Below are 16,923 nucleotides of genomic sequence, written 5' to 3'. Positions count from 1 at the left end.
GTGACATCGTTGTCGGGGCGATCGGCGGAAGTCAATGACGGTGCACGGCCTCTCGACGCGCGGCCCCCCGAACCGGCACAGTTCTCCCTGCCCGTCTTCCGTACCCATGAGTAACGAGGAGCGCCCGTGAGCAGCTGGGCCGGCCGGAGTGCCACCGAGATCGCCGCCGCCGTCCGTGAGAAGCGGGTGACGCCGAGGGAGGTGGTGGCCGGGCACCTCGCGCGGATCGAGCGGCTCGACGGCCGGATCGGAGCGTTCCGGAAGGTCCGGGCCGAGGCGGCGCTCGCCGAGGCCGACGCGCTGGCGTCCCGTGCCGATCTGACCGGACTGCCGCTCGCGGGCGTGCCGTTGGCGGTGAAGGACAATCTCGCCGTGCGCGGTGAGTCGTGCCGCAACGGTTCCGCCGCCACCCCGGACGCCCCGGCCGCCGAGGACCATGTCACGGTGGCCCGGCTGCGGGCGGCCGGCGCGGTGGTCGTCGGGCTGACGAACGTGCCCGAACTGTGTGTCTTCGGCACCACGGAGGGCCCGTACGGCATCGCCCGCAACCCCTGGGACCTCTCCCGCACGGCCGGCGGCTCCTCCGGGGGCAGCGCGGCGGCGGTGGCCGCGGGGCTCGTGCCGCTCGCGCTGGGCAACGACGGGATGGGCTCGCTGCGCATCCCGGCCGCGAACTGCGGTCTGGTCACGCTGAAGCCGGGGCACGGGGTGGTGCCGGCGGGGATCGGCGACGGCGACTGGTTCGGCATGTCGGAGAACGGCCCGCTGGCCACGACGGTCGAGGACCTGCGGCTGATGCTGGCGGTCCTCGCGGACACGGAGTTCGTCCGGCCGCGGGAGGGGACGCGCCGCAAGATCGCCGTCGGCCTGCGCAGTCCGCTCGCCGGGGTGAGCGTGAACCGGTCGTATACGGCCGCGGCCCGGCAGGCGGCCGGGGCGCTGGCCCGGGCGGGGCACCAGGTGCGGCGGGCCGAGCCGCCGTACCCGCTCTCCCTGGGCGTGACCGCGCTCCGGCACTGGACGGCGGGCACGGCGGTGGACGCCGAGGGCCTGGACCGGGCGCGGCTGGCCCGTCGGACCCGGGTGCACGCGGCCGTGGGCCGCCGGTTCGTCCCGCCGGTGCGCACCGGCGAGGCGCGCGAGCGGCTGCGCGCCCGGCTGACGCCGTTCTTCGCCGAGTACGACGTGCTGCTCACCCCGGCCCTCGCCCGCCGCTCCCCGCAGGCCGGGCCGTGGCACGAGCGCGGCTGGCTGCGCAACGTCCTGGCCAACACCGCCTACTCGCCCTTCACCCCGCCGTGGAACCTGACGGGCTGGCCCGCGATGTCCGTGCCGGCCGGCGCCCTGCCCTCGGGTGCTCCCTGTGCCGTACAGCTGGTGGGCCGGCCGGGCACGGAGGCCGTCCTGCTGGACCTGGCGCGGGAGCTGGAGGAGCTGGACCCGTGGCGGCGGACGGCTCCGGTGGCGGAGCCGGGCGAGGGTCCGGCACCGGGTAGGTGATGCGCGGAGGACCGGGCCGGCAAGGGCCGGCCGAGGCGCGCGGGCGGCGGATCGGCGGGCGGTGCGGAGTCCGCGTGTCCACGACCTGTGGCCGCGGCGCGGCGGGCCGTCGGCGGGCGGTGGCAGGCGTGTGCGGGAGGCCGGATCGAGGGCGGTGTCCGGGCCGCGGCCCGGGTGGTCCGCATGGGCGTGCGTCTGTCACGCCCACGCGGGCGGCGATCGCGACGGGACCGGCCCTGGGGTCAGTCCACGCTCGGCAGGATGTGGGGCTCGGCGAGGTCGTCCTCGTAACCCGCGAGGCGGATCGGGGCGGACCGGGCCCACACGTCGAGGCTGCCGAGTTGTCCGGGCCGGCGGCCCGCGCGCTCCATGTGCTCCTTGGGGCGCTGCTCGCGATTCGTCTTCTCCGGTGTCACCGCGCACTCCTTATGTGTCGGGTCACCCTCGGGGCGTACCGGACAGTCCGCGCTCCGGTGCTCGACGCCCGCTCGGGTCTGGATGGAAGGCCGGTTCGGACGCGGTGGCGCCGGTTCCTCTGTCAGAGCAGGCCGTTGTCCGCCGGCTCGCCCCAGGACGGACGGTGGGTGTGGGTGGAACCCCGGTGCTGGTGTCCGTCGGCTCCAGACTAACCAAATGAGCGGGCATCCGCTCGATAGGGAATGCAAACAACCTGTAACCGATGCACTTCCTCCCGCTACCCAATACCCCCCAATATGGGGCTCTTTGAAACAATCCGCACACTCTGCCGACACGGCGGATCACCCAGGTGGCCTACCGGACCGAACACTCCTTCAAGTGCTGTTGGCCCGGCGGCAAGCTCGTCATGTTCTGCTGACGCCGCAACGGCTGTCTCGCGGAAGGGCTGACGCATGGAGCTGCGCAGTGTCGAGGAGCTGATGGATCTGCTGCACGCCGCCCGCCCCCGGCAGGCCCTGCGAACCGCCGCACTGCTGCGCCGCAGCCGTCCCGCCGACAAGGAACTGCAGGTGGCGGGGCTGGTGCGGGGCATCGGGCCGGTGCTCTGCCCGGGTGACGAGGCGGCCGGGGCACACGGCGCGGCCGATGCGGTGCGCGCCCTGCTCGGGGAACGGGTGTTCCGGCTGGTCCGGGGTGACGCGGACCCGGCGGACGACGATGCGCTGCGGCTGCGCCAGGCCGGCGAGGAGAGCCGCACGGCGGGCCTCGACGCGGGCGTGCTGGAGGACTGGCGCACGGTGCTGGAACTGGTGGCGGCCCGCCACACACGGCTCGGCGCCGTCGACTGAGGGCACGACGGCCGCCCCGGCTCGCACGCCGGGGCCGTGACCGGTGCCCGGGCGCGGCTCCCGCGGCGGCCGCGCCCCGTCGTCTACCACTTGCCGGGGGCGTAGTCCTTCAGGAAGACGCCGTACAGGTCCTCGCCCGCCTCGCCGCGCACCACCGGGTCGTAGACGCGGGCGGCGCCGTCGACCAGGTCGAGCGGTGCGTGGAAGCCGGCCTCGGCCAGGCGCAGCTTGTCGTAGTGGGGGCGCTCGTCGGTGATCCAGCCGGTGTCGACCGAGGTCATGAGGATGCGGTCGGTCTCGAACATCTCGTGGCCGCTGGTCCGCGTCACCATGTTCATGGCGGCCTTGGCGGCGTTGGTGTTCGGGTGGCCCGCGCCCTTGTAACCCCGGCTGAAGACGCCCTCCATGGCCGAGACGTTCACGATGTACGCCCGCCCGCTCGCCGCCTTCCGGGCGGCGTCGGCCATGGCCGGCCGCAACTTGCTGATCAGGATGAACGGCGCCGTGTAGTTGCACAGCTGGGTCTCCAGCAGTTCCACCGGGGAGATCTGCTCGATCGTCTGCACCCAGGTGTTGGACTCCACCACGTCGGGGAGCAGGCCGCCCGCGTCGATGGCGGTGCCTTCGAGGTGCCGGGCGACGCTGGCGTTGCCCGCGACCAGGGCGAGGTCGGCGACCTTCTGCGCGTCGAGGCCGCTGGTGCCGACGGGCAGCGCGGCCAGACCGTCGACCGCGCCGGAGTTGAAAGCGCCGATGACGTGGTGCGCGGGCAGCTCCCCGGCGGGCAGCGGGGCGCTCTCGCCCTCGACCAGGGCGGCATAGGCCGAGGGCAGGCGGCGCACGGTCTGGGTGGCGTTGTTGATCAGGATGTCCAGCGGGCCGGCCTCGGCGACCTGATCGGCCAGCGCGACGACCTGGCCGGGGTCGCGCAGGTCGATGCCGACGACCTCGAGGCGGTGGATCCAGTCCGCCGAGTCCTCCATCGCCTTGAAGCGGCGGATGGCGTCCTTGGGGAAGCGGGTGGTGATGGTGGTGTGCGCGCCGTCACGGAGCAGGCGCAGCGCGATGTACATGCCGATCTTGGCCCGGCCGCCGGTGAGCAGGGCGCGCTTGCCGGTGAGGTCGGCGCGGGCGTCCCGCTTGGCCCGGTTCTCGGCGGCGCACTTCTGGCACAGCTGGTGGTAGAAGTAGTCGACCTCGACGTAGCGCTGCTTGCAGATGTAGCAGGAGCGCGGGCGCTGGAGTATGCCCGCGATCCGGCCGGCCTCGACCTTGGAGGAGGGCAGGATGCCCTCGGTCTCGTCGTCGATGCGCTCGGCGGAGCCGGTGGCGGTGGCCTCGGTGACGGCGCGGTCGTGCGCGGTCTTGGCGGCCCGGCGCTCCTGGCGGCGGCGCTGCTTCACCGCGCGGTAGATGTGCGAGGTGGCACGGCGGACCGCGATGGCGTCGGGGTGGTCGACGTCGATCCGGTCGAGCTCCTCCAGCACGCTCAGGCAGACGGCGAGCCGCTCCGGGTCGATACCGGGCCCGTGGACCGCCTCGTCCATGGCGGCGTCCGTGGGCACGTCCATCGCCGCCGAGCCGTCGTCTGTCACCGTCATCGCGCTGCCGCTTCCCTGATCACCCGCGCAGCGCTCCGACTCGCGCCCGCTTTCGAACAGCGAATTTTACGGAGCCCGGCCCACCGCACCAAACCGCTGCCGTGCCGGGTGGGTAGCGATCACGACGGACGGGCCGGGAGGGGGCGCCTCGCGGAGCCACCCGCACCGCCCGCCGCCCCGGCTCGCACCCGGCGCCGAACACCGCCCGGCACCCGGCACCCGGCGGCGCGCTGCCGTACCCGGGCTCAGCCGTCGCAGACCGTCAGCAGCGTCTCCACCTCCGCCGACACCGCGTGGGCGAACCGGTCCAGGTCCGGCACGGCCTCCGCGTCGGCGACCAGGCCGTAGTGCACGCGCCCGCGGTACGTCGAGATCGCGACCGCCAGCGCCTGGCCGGGCGCGAGCGGGGCCAGCGGGTACACCTCGGTCAGCTCGTGGCCGCCGAGCCGCAGCCCCAGCCCGGGCAGCGGCACGCTGGTGACGAGGATGTCGAACCACAGCCGGGCCGCCTGGCCGACCAGCGGTCCGGCCAGCCGGTGCCCGAGCGCCGGCACGTGATCGGCGAGCAGCGCGACCGCGCCGGCGCCCCGGTTGGGACCCGCGTCCTTGTTGCGGACCATCGCGGTCCGCACCGTCTCCAGACGGCCGAGCGGGTCGGGCTCGTTCACCGGAAGCCGTATCAGGTACCCGGAGAGCCGGTTGCCCTGTGGCTGGGCGGTGTGCGGACGGCGCCGGGAGACGGGGATCAGGGCGCGCGGCGCCACGCCCCCGCTGCCGTCGCCCCGCTCGTCCAGCCAGCGGCGCAGCGCGCCGGCGACGACGGCGATGAGGACGTCGTTCACGGTGCCGCCGGCGCTCTTGCGCACCCGGTGCACGTCGTCGATGTCGAGGACGACCCCGGCGGTGCGGCGGGTGCCGCTGGGCGCGGAGGTCAGCGCGGCGCACGGGCGCATGCCGAGGGTGGACCGGGCGAGCGAGGCGCCGATGTCCAGGGCCCGGCCCACGTCGGACAGCGCGTCCCGGAACAGCCCCGGCATCCGCGCGGGCAGCCGGCGCACGTCGGACAGCAGGCCGCGCGGCGGTTCGATCGCGCGGGGCGCCCGCTCGGGCAGGTCGACGGGGTCCAGGACGCCGGCGGCGAGCTTCAGCGCGCGCAGCCCGTCGGCGAGGGCGTGGTGGAACTTGAACAGCACGGCGAAGGACACGCCGTCCTCGCCGGGCAGCACGTGCGCCTCCCACGGCGGCCGGCCGCGTTCCAGCGGGCGCTCCATCAGCCGGCCGGCGGCCGCGTGGAAGTCGTCGGTCGGGGCGTGCAGCCGTACGTGGTTCAGGGGGTCGAAGTCGGGGTCGGTCTCGCGCGTGGCGCCGCCGAAGGCGAGCGGCTGCCACAGGTCGCGGATGCGCATGCGCAGGCCGGGTACGGCGGCGGCCCGGGCGGCGAGCAGGTCGGCGGCGTGGGCCCCGGCGGTGGGCGAGTGCGCGGAGAAGACGCCGAGCGCCCCGAGGTGCATCGGGTGCCGGTCGGACTCCATGTTCCAGAAGGCCAGGTCGAGTGGAGCGAGCAGGTCGGAAGTCAAGGGCTTGCCTCACGCGTCGACGAGGGGGGCATCAGCAGTCAATCCCTGCTGGCGATTACGGTCAAGTACGATCACACTACGCTCAGTTAAGACCGGGTTACGTCCCGCCGCCGGTGGGAGCGGCGGGACGCAGGCGGCGGCTGAGGTCATTTCAGGACGGGCGGCGCCGCTTCGGGTGACGTACCCCACTCCGACGGGCGCGGGCCGACCGTGAAGGCGAGGGAGCGCAGGGAGCGCAGCGCGCCGGTCGTCAGATAGGTCCGGCCGTGCGGCCTGCCGTCCGTGTGCACGGCCTGGACGTAACGGTCGGCGGCCGAGGTGCCGGGCGCGGTCACCGTCAGCCGGCCCGCCGGCCAGTGGCGGCGGTCCAGGGTCAGGTCGACGCGGTCGAAGACCGGGGTGGTCAGGCCCCAGGTGTCGTAGCCGGGCTGGACCGGGAAGAGGCCGATGGACGACAGGACGTTCCAGGCGGACATCGTGCCGAGGTCGTCGTTGCCGGTCATGCCGGTGGGGCTGTCGGTGAACAGGGTCAGCGCGGCGTGCACCACGTCGGTGGTCTTCCAGGGCTGGCCGGTGGAGAGGTAGGTGTAGGGCGCGATGAGGTCCGGCTCGTTCATCGGGTTGTAGACGGCCGCGTTGTAGTAGGCGTACGGGTCGCCGTGCACCCACACCTCGCGGGCGGTCCGCTCCGGGTCCGCGAGCAGCCGGTCGTAGGCGAAGAAGGCGTCCAGGCGGGCGTTGGCCGCGCGCGTGCCGCCGATCAGACCGACCATGCCCGGGACGTCCTGCGGGACGAGCCACTGGTACTGCCAGGCCGTGCCCTCGTGGAAGCCGGTGCCGCGGGCCGGGTCGGGCGAGCCGGTGAAGGCGCCGGAGGCGTCGCGGGCGCGGAAGAATCCGGTGCCGGCGTCGAACACGTTCCGGTAGTTGCGCGAGCGGGCGGCGTAGCGGGCCGCGTCCTCCGCGTGGCCGAGACCGCGCGCCATCTGGGCGAGCATCGCGTCGGCGAGGGCGTACTCCAGGGTGACGGAGGCACCGTGGTGGTAGTCGGAGTCGCCCATCTTGGCGTACGGCCGGCCCTTGACGTAGGGGGCGAAACCCCCGGCGATGTACTCGGCGTTGGCCTCCCGGCCGACGCCCGGGTACTCGGCGGGCGGCACGCCGTCGGCGTTCTTCCTCAGCGCGCGGTAGGCCCGCTCCTCGAAGCCCTTCAGCAGCCCCATGTGGTACGCGGCGGTCAGGAACGGGGTGACCGGGTCACCGCTCATGATGTTCGTCTCGACCGGCCCGTAGCCCCACTTGGGCAGCCACCCGCCGTCCTCGTCGACCGCGACCACCGACCGGGCCATGTCCCGGGCCTCGCGCGGGGCGAGCAGGGCGAGCAGCTGGGCCTGGGTGCGGTAGGTGTCCCACAGCGACCAGTTCTGGTAGTAGGTGAAGCCGCGGGCGCGGTGGGTACGGCGGTCCCAGCCGAAGTAGCGGCCGTCGGCGTCGCTGCCGATGTTGGGCGCGAGGTGGGAGCGGTACAGCGAGGAGTAGAAGGTCCGGCGGAGCGTGGGCGTGCCGCCGCGCACCCGGACGGCGGCGAGCCGGCGCTCCCACTCCTCGCGGGCCCGGTGGCGTACGGCGTCGAACGTCTGTCCGCCCTCGGCGCGCAGGTTGCCGACGGCGCCGCGCGAGTCGACGTACGACAGCGCGGTGGTCGCCTCGACCGTGCGGTCCCGGGTGGTGTCGAAGCGGACGTAGGCGCCGCCGGATCCGCTCCGGGCTCCCGGGGTGACGGTCTCGCCGTCCCAGGTGCCGTAGGCGGTGAAGGGCCGGCTGAAGCGGGTGATCGTGTAGACCGTGTAGGGGCCGGTGTCCCGGCAGAAGCCGTGGCCGGTGATCTCGGTGCGCACGGTGCGGTCGTCCAGGATCCGTACGCTGCTGCTCACCGCCTTGTGCAGCGACTGGGCCGCGTTCAGCAGGACGTTGGCCTTGTCGGTGGCCGGGAAGGTGTAGCGCTGGACGCCGGTGCGGGCGGTCGCGGTGAGTTCGGCGCGGATGCCGGAGGCGAGACCGACCCGGTAGTAGCCGGGGCTCGCCTCCTCGTCCTCGTGCGAGAAGGCCGCCGCGTACCGGGCGTAGTCCGTCTGGGTGACGTCGCCGGTGGTGGGCAGCACGGGCAGGTCGCCGCCGATCCGGCAGCCGACACCCGAGAGGTGGACCAGCGAGAACCCGCGGATACGGTTCTGCGCGTAGTCGTACCCGGTGCTGTGCCCGGTGTCCGGGGAGAGCTGCACCATGCCGAAGGGCACGGCCGCGCCGGGGAAGGTGTTGCCCTCGTTCTGGCTCCCGATGAAGGGGTTGACCAGGTCGGTGAGGTGGCCGTCGGTCCGCTCGGCGGCGCGTGCGGCGGGGGTGGCGATCAGCGCGGACGCTGCCATCACCCCGGCCAGGCACAGCCGCGTGCGCCGGGTCCCTCTCATGTCGGATGACCTCCGCAGGTTGGACGTCGTTGCCTGCATCCTGGACGGCCGACGGTGCAAACCTGGGCATTCCGAGAGGGTGATGTCGAACGCGTCGCGCCGTGGCGGCGGCTGACGCGCTGTCCGTCAGGGCACCCGCTGCCCCTTCCCCAACGCGATGACCCCGCCCTTGGACACGGTGTACAGCTCGGCGTCCCGCTCCGGGTTGACGCCGATCGTCGCGCCGGGCGGCACCTCGACGTTCTTGTCCAGCACCGCACCGCGGACCACCGCGCCCCGGCCGATGCGGACGTTGTCGTGCAGGACCGAGCCCTGGACGACCGCCCCGGGGTCGACGCGGACACCCGGGGAGAGCACCGACCGGGTGACCTGGCCGCGGATCAGGCAGCCCGCGCTGATGATGGACTCGCTCGCGATGCCGCCCGCGTTGAAGCGGGCCGGGGAGAGCTGGTAGGAGTGCGTGTAGATGGGCCACTGCCGGTTGTAGAGGTTGAACGCCGGGCGCTCGGCGATCAGGTCCATGTGCGCCTCGTAGTAGGCGTCCAGGGTGCCCACGTCCCGCCAGTAGCCCTGGTCGCGGCTGGTCTCGCCGGGCACGTGGTTGTCGCTGAAGTCGTACAGCTGCGCCTCGCCGCGCGCGGTCAGCTGGGGCAGGATCGAGCCGCCCATGTCGTGCACGGACTGGCTGTCCTCGGCGTCCCGGTGCAGGGCCTCGATCAGGACCTTGGTGGTGAAGACGTAGTTGCCCATCGACGCGAAGACCCTCTCCGGATCGTCCGGCAGGCCCGGCGGGTCGGCGGGCTTCTCCAGGAAGCGCTCGACGGTACGGCCGTCCGAGCCGGGGGTGATGACCCCGAAGGAGGAGGACTGCGCGCGCGGCACCCGGATGCCGGCCACCGTCACACCCGCGCCGCCCTCGATGTGCTGCGCCAGCATCTGCCGCGGGTCCATGCGGTACACGTGGTCGGCGCCGAACACGGCCACGTACTCGGGCTGTTCGTCGTGGACCAGGTTCAGCGACTGCAGGATGGCGTCGGCGCTGCCCAGGTACCAGCGCGGGCCGAGCCGCTGCTGGGCGGGGACCGGGGTGACGTAGTTGCCGAGCAGGCTCGACATCCGCCAGGTGGTGGTGATGTGCCGGTCCAGCGAGTGCGACTTGTACTGGGTGAGCACACAGATGCGCAGCACGTCGGCGTTGACGAGGTTGGACAGGACGAAGTCGACGAGCCGGTAGGTGCCGCCGAAGGTGACGGCCGGCTTGGCGCGGTCCGCGGTCAGCGGCATCAGGCGTTTGCCCTCGCCGCCGGCCAGCACGATCCCGAGTACGGAAGGCCCTCCACGACGCATGGCCGCTCCCCTCACCGTGGTTGAACCATCATTGCCCCGAGCGGGCCGGACTAAGCCTGCTTGAGGATCTCCTCGTACAGTCCCGCCGTGCGGCGGGCCACCGCGTCCCAGCCGAACTCCCCCACCGCGCGGGCCCGTCCGGCCTCGCCCATCCGCCGCGCCGCGTCCGGATCGCCGAGCACGGTGTCCAGCGCGCGGGCGAGCCCGGACTCGAAGTCGTCGTCCGCGTCGACCAGGAGACCGGTACGGCCGTCGTCCACCACCTCGGGGATGCCGCCCACCCGGGAGGCGACGACCGGCGTGCCGCAGGCCATCGCCTCCAGGTTGACGATGCCCAGCGGCTCGTACACCGACGGGCAGGCGAACACCGCCGCGTGCGTGAGGAGTTGGATCACCTCCGTGCGCGGCAGCATCTGCGGGATCCAGAACACGCCCGCCCGCACCCGGCGCAGCTCCTCGAACAGCTCCTGGAACTCCCGGTCGATCTCGGGGGTGTCGGGCGCGCCCGCGCACAGCACGACCTGGGCGCCGGGGTCGACGTCCCTCACCGCGCGCAGCAGATGGGGCACGCCCTTCTGCCGGGTGATGCGGCCGACGAACAGGACGTACGGGCGGGTGGGGTCGATGCCGTGCCGGGTGAGCGCGTCGGTGCCGTGGTCGGGCCGGTACAGCCGGGTGTCGATGCCGTTGTGGACGACGTGGACGCGGGCCGGGTCCAGGGCCGGGTAGCAGGCGAGGATGTCGTCGCGCATCGCGCCGGAGACGGCGATCACCGCGTCGGCGGCCTCGATCGCGGTGCGCTCGGCCCAGCCCGAGAGCGCGTAACCGCCGCCGAGCTGCTCGGCCTTCCAGGGGCGCAGCGGCTCCAGCGAGTGCGCGGTGACCACGTGCGGGATGCCGTACAGCAGCTTGGCGACATGGCCGGCGAGATTGGCGTACCAGGTGTGGGAGTGGACGAGTTCGCGGCCTTCGAGGGCGGCGGCCATGGCGAGGTCCACGGAGAAGGTGCGCAGCGCGTCGTTGGAGCCGTCGAGGACGGACCAGGGGCGGTGCCGTACGACGCCGACGCCGCGGCCCTCGCCCCAGCAGTGCACCTCCAGGTCCACCAGGGCCGCCAACTCGCGGGCGAGGAACTCCACGTGGACACCGGCGCCGCCGTACACATCCGGGGGGTACTCCCGGCTCAGCAGTCCCACTCGCACCCGGCAACCCCCTGGTCTCGGCGGCAGGTTCCCCTCATGGTCACCCAGATGCGGCGCCCGGGGAAGAGCGCGGGGAGGGGCGCGGCGCCGCGGTGAGGCAGCAGTCGCCGCAGAGCCCGCCGCCGGGCACCCGGTAGTACAGACAGCAGCTGCGGCGCCGGAACGCCGTGCCGGTGCGGGTGCCGGTGGCGCTCAGCAGGGGGTGGGCGAAGAGGTCGCCGGTGAGCGTCCGGGTGCGGGCCGCGACGTCGCCGCGGCCGTGGGCGCGGGCCCAGCGGCTCAGTTCCCGGGCGGTCGCGGCGAGCGCGGAGCCCGCGTTGCCCCACAGCAGGCCCGGCGCGACGCCGTAGCGGGCCCGCAGGGCCGCCGCCAGGGGCTCCAGATGACCGTGCAGCACGGTGCCGGCGAGCGTGGCGGCGTCGCCCGGCAGCGGGCGCAGCTCGGCGAGCCACAGATCGTCGGGGACGGCGGCACGGGCGTCCCAGCGCAGCAGACGCGGGTCCAGGTCGGGCACCCGGCCGTACAGCACGGCGCAGCCGAGGGCCGCCGACCACAGCCGGGCGGCCAGCCCCTGCTGGGCGAGGGAGGCGGCGACCCGGGGCTCGCCGGTCCGGAGCCGGCCGGCGACGGTGGCGACGCGCAGCGCCAGCGGATCGCTGCCGGTCTCCGCGGCCGCCGCCGCGTAGCCGTCCGCGAGGGCCGGCAGCCGTCGTGCGCCGGTGCCGTCGGCGGTGCCCGGGAGGGTGCGCAGCGGGAAGAAGCCGCCGAGCGCGCGCAGGGCGGAGAGATCGGGGTCCAGGTCCACGGCAGACACTCGTACCAGGCGCGCCGCGGGCGTGACCGGGCGGGTGTCCGCCCGCGTTCACCCCTCCAGGGGATGATCAGACCGCTGGTGTACTCCATCGGCAGTAGGACGCATTGCGTGCTCAGGTACGACGACGGGAAGCAGCCGGGCAGGCAGAGTGTTGCCCATGTCAGCCGACCGTACCCCGCGCCGGGCCCAGGACGCCCGGCGCACGCAGAGGAGACACCGATGAGCGCCCTGGCGTTGTCCGTGCTCCTGTCGGTCGTCTCCGCCCTCGCCTACGCGGGCGGAGCGATCGTGCAGGAGCAGGTCGCGGTGTCCTCCCCCGACAGCGGGGTCCTGCCGCTGCGCCGGCCGGGATGGTGGGGTGCGCTGGCGCTCAACGGTCTCGGGGGCGTGCTGCACGTCGTGGCGCTGGCCTACGGGCCGCTCAGCCTGGTCCAGCCGCTCGGCGCGCTGACCATCGTCTTCGCACTTCCCCTCGCGGCGCTGTGCGTCGGCCGCCGGGCCGGTGCGACCGCCTGGCGCGGCGCGCTCATGGCCACCGTGGGCCTCGCCGGTCTGCTGTCCCTGGTCGGCTCCTCCTCCGCGCACTCCCTGGCCCCGGCCCAGCGGCTGGCGGTCGCGCTGGTCACCGGCGGGGCGGTGGTGGCGCTGATGTTCGCGGGCCTGGCCGCGCACCGGCACCCCGCCGTGCGCAGCGTGCTCCTCGCCACCGCCTCCGGCATAGCGTTCGGCATGTCGTCGGTGTTCACCAAGACCGTCGCCGTCGACTGGAGCGACGGCATCGCGCTGGGCGACCTGCCCTCGCTCGCGGTGATCGTTCTGTTCGCGGTCGCCGGCGTCCTGCTGTCCCAGGCCTCCTACCGGGGCGGCGGCCTCGCCGCGCCGCTGGCCACGCTGACGGTGGTCAATCCGGTGCTGGCCGCCGCGGTCGGCATCCTGATGTTCGGCGAGACGTTCCGCTACGGCACGACGGGCACCGCGCTCGCCCTCGGCTGCGGTGTGGTGGCGGCCGGCGGCCTGATCATGCTGACGACGGAGCGGCTGACCCGCGAGACGGCCGCGGCGGTGCCCCCGGGCGAGCCGGCGTCCGTCGTTCCGGCACCGGCCGGGCCCTTCGCGCCGGGAGTACCGGGGGCCCAGCAGCAGGCGCGTCTCACCGTGCCGCAGCCACGCGAGGGCGGGAGTGCCGGTACGGAGCGGGGCGGGCGCGCGGCAACCGGCACCGGAGCGGCCGAGCCGGGGAGGCCGGGCGTCTCGGCGTTCCCCGCCGGGCCGGGCGAGCCGCTGCGCGCCCCCGGGGCGGCGGCCCCGGTCCGGGCCGGGGCCGGCGAGCCGGCCGGCCGCACGGGTCCGACCGGGGCCGCGGCCGGCACCGAGGCGGGCGTCCGTGCGGGGGCGGCCGAGACCGTGGTCCGTGCCGCGGCGGGCGTCCGTGCGGAAGACGCCGAGCCGGTGACGCGTAGCGGGACGGGCGAGCCGGCGCTCCACGCCACGACAGCCGGACCGGCCGGCCGGCCAGGACCGTCACGGCCAGTCGTACCCGCCGATCCCGTCGAGGTCATGGCGTACGCCGAGCCCATCGAGGCGATCGCCGGACCGGCCGGCCGGCCAGGACCGGCCCGACGAGTCGTACGCACCGGGCCGGACGAGGCCCTGGTGGGCGCCGAGCCGACCGAGGCGGTCCTCGCGGGGAGCGCCGAGCCCGGCGTGCCCGGGTTGCCGGCGTCCGGGCCGCCCGGGAGTGACGGAGCGGTGGACACCGGCGGTGCCGGGCCGGTCGGCGGCGGTGTGCTCCCGGCGTCGTACCCCCCGCTGCCCGCGGGCGTCGCCGTACCGCTGCCGGTGCCGGCCCTGCACCGTACCGGCGTCAGATCCTGACGCCCCCGGCCCGCAGGTAGGCGAGCGGGTCGACGTCCGAGCCGAACCCGGGTCCCGTCCGCACCTCGAAGTGCAGGTGCGGGCCCGTCACGTTCCCGGTGGAGCCGGAGCGGCCGATGCGCTGGCCCGCGGTGACGCTCTGGCCGTCGCGCACGGCGATGGCCGACAGGTGGGCGTACTGGGTGTAGCGGCCGTCGGCGTGCCGGATCACGACCTGGTAGCCGTACGAGCCGCCCCAGCCCGCGGCCACCACGCGCCCGGCCGCCGCCGCCTTCACGGAGGTGCCGGTCGGCACGAGGAAGTCGACGCCGGTGTGGTAGCCCTTCGACCAGTGGGAGCCCGCCACGTGGTAGCCGGTGCCGATGGACGCGGTGACCGGGGCGACGAGCGCGTGCCGGGTCGGCGGCGGCGTGCGGTGGGTGGTGGGGTGCTCCGAAGGCGCCTTCTTCCTCGGCGCGTTGGGGGGCGCGGGGCGGGTCGCGGTGCCGTCCAGGCTGAGCCGCTGCCCCGGCATGATCAGGTCGGGGTCGGCGCCGATGGTGGCGCGGTTGCCCGCGTACAGGGTGCGCCAGCCGCCCGTCACGTGGTGGTCGCCGGCGATGCCGGAGAGGGTGTCGCCGTGCACGACGGTGTACATCTCGGCCCGGCCGGCCCGGGACTGCGGGGTCGTCTGCGGCCGCACGTCCTTGACGGAGCCGGAGTGCGCGGAGCCGGAGAGCGCCGCGGAACCGGTCTTCGCGGGGCGCGTGGCGCTGGTCTCGGTGTGCACACCGGGGGCGGGTCCGCCCCGGGTCAGCCCGGCCTGCACCGAGCACACCGGCCAGGCGCCGGGACCCTGCCCGTCGAGGACCTTCTCGGCGACGGCGATCTGCTCGGCTCTGGTCGCCAGGTCGGCGCGCGGCGCGAACCGGGTGCCGCCGTAGGCCTCCCAGGTCGACTGGGTGAACTGCAGCCCGCCGTAGTAGCCGTTGCCCGTGTTGATGCTCCAGTTGCCACTGGACTCGCAGGCGGCGACCTTGTTCCAGGTCGCCACGTCGGCGGCGTCCGCGGTGCCGGCGGCGACCAGCGGGATCGCGAGGCCGGCACCGCCCGCCGTGACGGTGAGTGAGGCGCGGTTGATCCTGTTCGGCTGGTACCGGCGGTGCCGGCCGCGTACGGCCATGTCCGAAATCCCCTCGGCATGCGTCAGGAGCGGCAAAGGTAAGCGCCACGAACTGGCCATGACAAGACAGGAATCCGGCCTCCCGTGCGATCCAAGTGGCCGGGAACGGCCCCCGCTTGATCCAACGGGCCGGTCGGTGAGGCGGACGGCGGTCCCGCTGCGTACACATGCCTGGCGGGTCGGATGTGCGCTCGCCGTAGCGGCACGTCAGGATGGGCAGGGACCCGTACTGACGGAGCCGTAGAACACGAGGCAACCAGGGAGCAGGCGGTATGAGCACTTCAGCGCAGATCGGCGTCACGGGCCTCGCGGTCATGGGCCGCAACCTCGCGCGGAACTTCGCGCGCAACGGCTACTCGGTCGCCGTGCACAACCGTACGGTGGCGCGGACGAAGGCGCTGGTGGAGGAGTTCGGGGACGAGGGCGACTTCGTCGCGGCCGAGACCGCCGAGGAGTTCGTGGCGGCCCTGGAGCGTCCGCGCCGGCTGGTCGTCATGGTCAAGGCGGGGCGGCCGACGGACGCGGTGATCGAGGAGTTCGCCCCGCTGCTGGAGCCCGGCGACATGATCATCGACGGTGGCAACGCGCACTTCGCCGACACCCGGCGCCGGGAGCGTGAGCTGCGCGAGCGGGGCATCCACTTCGTCGGCACGGGCATCTCCGGCGGCGAGGAGGGCGCCCTGCACGGCCCGAGCATCATGCCGGGCGGTTCGAAGGAGTCGTACGCGTCGCTGGGCCCGATGCTGGAGAAGATCTCCGCGAAGGCGGAGGACGGGGCGCCGTGCGTCACGCACTGCGGTCCCGACGGTGCCGGGCACTTCGTGAAGATGGTCCACAACGGCATCGAGTACGCCGACATGCAGCTGATCGGCGAGGCCTACCAGCTGCTGCGCGACGTCGCCGGGTACTCCCCCGCGCAGATCGCGGACATCTTCCGCACCTGGAACACCGGCCGGCTGGACTCGTACCTGATCGAGATCACCGCCGAGGTGCTGTCCCACGTGGACGCGGCCACCGGCAAGCCGTTCGTGGACGTCGTGGTGGACCAGGCCGAGCAGAAGGGCACCGGCCGCTGGACGGTGCAGATCGCGCTGGACCTCGGTGTTCCGGTGTCCGGCATCGCCGAGGCGGTCTTCGCCCGCTCGCTGTCCGGCCACGCGTCGCTGCGGGCCGCGTCGCGGGACCTGGCCGGCCCGAAGCCGTCCCCGCTGGGCGAGTCGGAGGCGGCCGCCTTCGCCGACCGGGTGGAGCAGGCGCTGTACGCGTCCAAGATCGTGTCGTACACGCAGGGCTTCCACGAGATCGCCGCGGGCAGCGAGGAGTACGGCTGGGACATCGACCTGGGCGCGGTGGCCTCGATCTGGCGGGGCGGCTGCATCATCCGGGCCGCGTTCCTCGACCGCATCCGCGCCGCGTACGACGCCCGGGCCGACCTGCCGAGCCTGCTGTCGGACGAGACGTTCGCCCGCGAGATCGCCGAGGCGCAGGACGACTGGCGGGAGGTCCTGGTCACGGCGACCCGGCAGGGCGTGCCGACGCCGGGCTTCTCGGCGGCGCTGGCGTACTACGACGCGCTGCGCGCGGAACGGCTGCCGGCGGCGCTGACGCAGGGGCAGCGGGACTTCTTCGGTGCGCACACGTACCGGAGGGTGGACCGGGACGGCACGTTCCACACGCTGTGGGGCGGGGACCGCACCGAGGTGACCGCCTAGCGCGCGCCCGGCGCGGAGGGCCGGGTCCCTCCCGGCCGTACGTCTCGGTCCCGCCCCGCACATGGGGAGGGGCCCGGCGCCTCTCCTGACGCGGGCGCCCGGCCCCTCCCGTGTCTCGGCTCCTCCCGTTGTCTCAGGTGAGCGGAGGTCCCGGTTCCGGATTCGGTACGGGCTCCGGGCCCGGCGGGATGGGGGACGGGGACGGCTCCGGGGGGCCGGGGTGGGGCGGGGGCGGGCTCGGGTCGGGCCCCGGTGGGGGTGGCGTGGGCTCAGGGACCGGTTCCGGGGTCGGGACCGGGCTCGGGTACGGATCCGGCGGGGTCGGGCCCGGACCCGGGGTCGGGCCCGGCGGTACCGGGTCGGGGTGCGGGTTCGTCATGCTGTCCTCCGGGCAGTCACG

At 74.3% G+C, this 16,923-nt stretch carries 11 protein-coding genes and 1 pseudogene; 4 read left to right on the top strand and 8 right to left on the bottom strand.

Annotated features, from left to right (window positions below; all coding sequences use genetic code 11):
- Positions 1-126: 126 nt before the first annotated feature.
- Entirely contained in the window at positions 127-1,500 is a 1,374-nt protein-coding gene (locus tag LG395_RS18375) for an amidase (protein ID WP_225810489.1), read from the top strand.
- A gap of 242 nt (positions 1,501-1,742) precedes the next feature.
- On the opposite strand, the gene LG395_RS18370 is transcribed toward LG395_RS18375, so the two are convergent.
- Complete coding sequence (locus tag LG395_RS18370; protein ID WP_171150643.1) at positions 1,743-1,916, bottom strand: hypothetical protein; 174 nt, start codon at positions 1,914-1,916, stop codon at positions 1,743-1,745.
- 453 nt (positions 1,917-2,369) lie between these two features.
- Here LG395_RS18370 and LG395_RS18365 point away from each other — a divergent pair, with 453 nt between their 5' ends.
- Positions 2,370-2,765, top strand: coding sequence for a hypothetical protein (locus LG395_RS18365; RefSeq protein ID WP_171150644.1), 396 nt, complete (start codon positions 2,370-2,372; stop codon positions 2,763-2,765).
- 83 nt (positions 2,766-2,848) lie between these two features.
- On the opposite strand, the gene LG395_RS18360 is transcribed toward LG395_RS18365, so the two are convergent.
- The 6 genes from LG395_RS18360 to LG395_RS18335 form a co-directional block, all read right to left on the bottom strand.
- Positions 2,849-4,366 (bottom strand): SDR family NAD(P)-dependent oxidoreductase, encoded by a 1,518-nt coding sequence (locus LG395_RS18360; RefSeq protein WP_225810488.1) that lies wholly within the window; start codon positions 4,364-4,366, stop codon positions 2,849-2,851.
- 245 nt (positions 4,367-4,611) lie between these two features.
- Complete coding sequence (locus LG395_RS18355) at positions 4,612-5,943, bottom strand: wax ester/triacylglycerol synthase family O-acyltransferase (protein ID WP_171150646.1); 1,332 nt, start codon at positions 5,941-5,943, stop codon at positions 4,612-4,614.
- Positions 5,944-6,089: 146 nt separating this feature from the next.
- Entirely contained in the window at positions 6,090-8,411 is a 2,322-nt protein-coding gene (locus tag LG395_RS18350; RefSeq protein WP_225810487.1) for a GH92 family glycosyl hydrolase, read from the bottom strand.
- A 126-nt stretch (positions 8,412-8,537) separates the two neighbouring features.
- Positions 8,538-9,758, bottom strand: a complete 1,221-nt coding sequence (gene glgC, locus LG395_RS18345; protein ID WP_171150648.1) for a glucose-1-phosphate adenylyltransferase — start codon at positions 9,756-9,758, stop codon at positions 8,538-8,540.
- A 50-nt stretch (positions 9,759-9,808) separates the two neighbouring features.
- Entirely contained in the window at positions 9,809-10,960 is a 1,152-nt protein-coding gene (gene glgA / locus LG395_RS18340; protein WP_225810486.1) for a glycogen synthase, read from the bottom strand.
- A 40-nt stretch (positions 10,961-11,000) separates the two neighbouring features.
- Positions 11,001-11,765 (bottom strand): (2Fe-2S)-binding protein, encoded by a 765-nt coding sequence (locus LG395_RS18335; RefSeq protein WP_225810485.1) that lies wholly within the window; start codon positions 11,763-11,765, stop codon positions 11,001-11,003.
- 228 nt (positions 11,766-11,993) lie between these two features.
- On the opposite strand from LG395_RS18335, the pseudogene LG395_RS18330 reads away from it, so the two are divergent.
- Positions 11,994-12,830: pseudogene (locus LG395_RS18330) on the top strand (DMT family transporter); the annotation flags it as partial.
- An 808-nt stretch (positions 12,831-13,638) separates the two neighbouring features.
- Here LG395_RS18330 and LG395_RS18325 read toward each other — a convergent pair.
- The gene (locus LG395_RS18325; RefSeq protein WP_225810484.1) at positions 13,639-14,811 is read right to left on the bottom strand and encodes a transglycosylase family protein; all 1,173 of its coding nucleotides are present in this window, start codon (positions 14,809-14,811) and stop codon (positions 13,639-13,641) included.
- A 272-nt stretch (positions 14,812-15,083) separates the two neighbouring features.
- Here LG395_RS18325 and gnd point away from each other — a divergent pair, with 272 nt between their 5' ends.
- Positions 15,084-16,523 carry an NADP-dependent phosphogluconate dehydrogenase gene (gnd, locus tag LG395_RS18320; RefSeq protein WP_171150652.1) on the top strand — a complete coding sequence of 480 codons (1,440 nt, stop codon included), beginning with the start codon at positions 15,084-15,086 and terminating at the stop codon, positions 16,521-16,523.
- Positions 16,524-16,923: the final 400 nt, after the last annotated feature.

The sequence above is a fragment of the Streptomyces spinosus genome (genome assembly GCF_020400655.1).
Lineage (GTDB): Bacteria > Actinomycetota > Actinomycetes > Streptomycetales > Streptomycetaceae > Streptomyces > Streptomyces argyrophylli.
The sequence above is the reverse complement of the archived record's forward strand: the minus strand, read 5'-3'. Positions and strand labels throughout refer to the sequence as shown.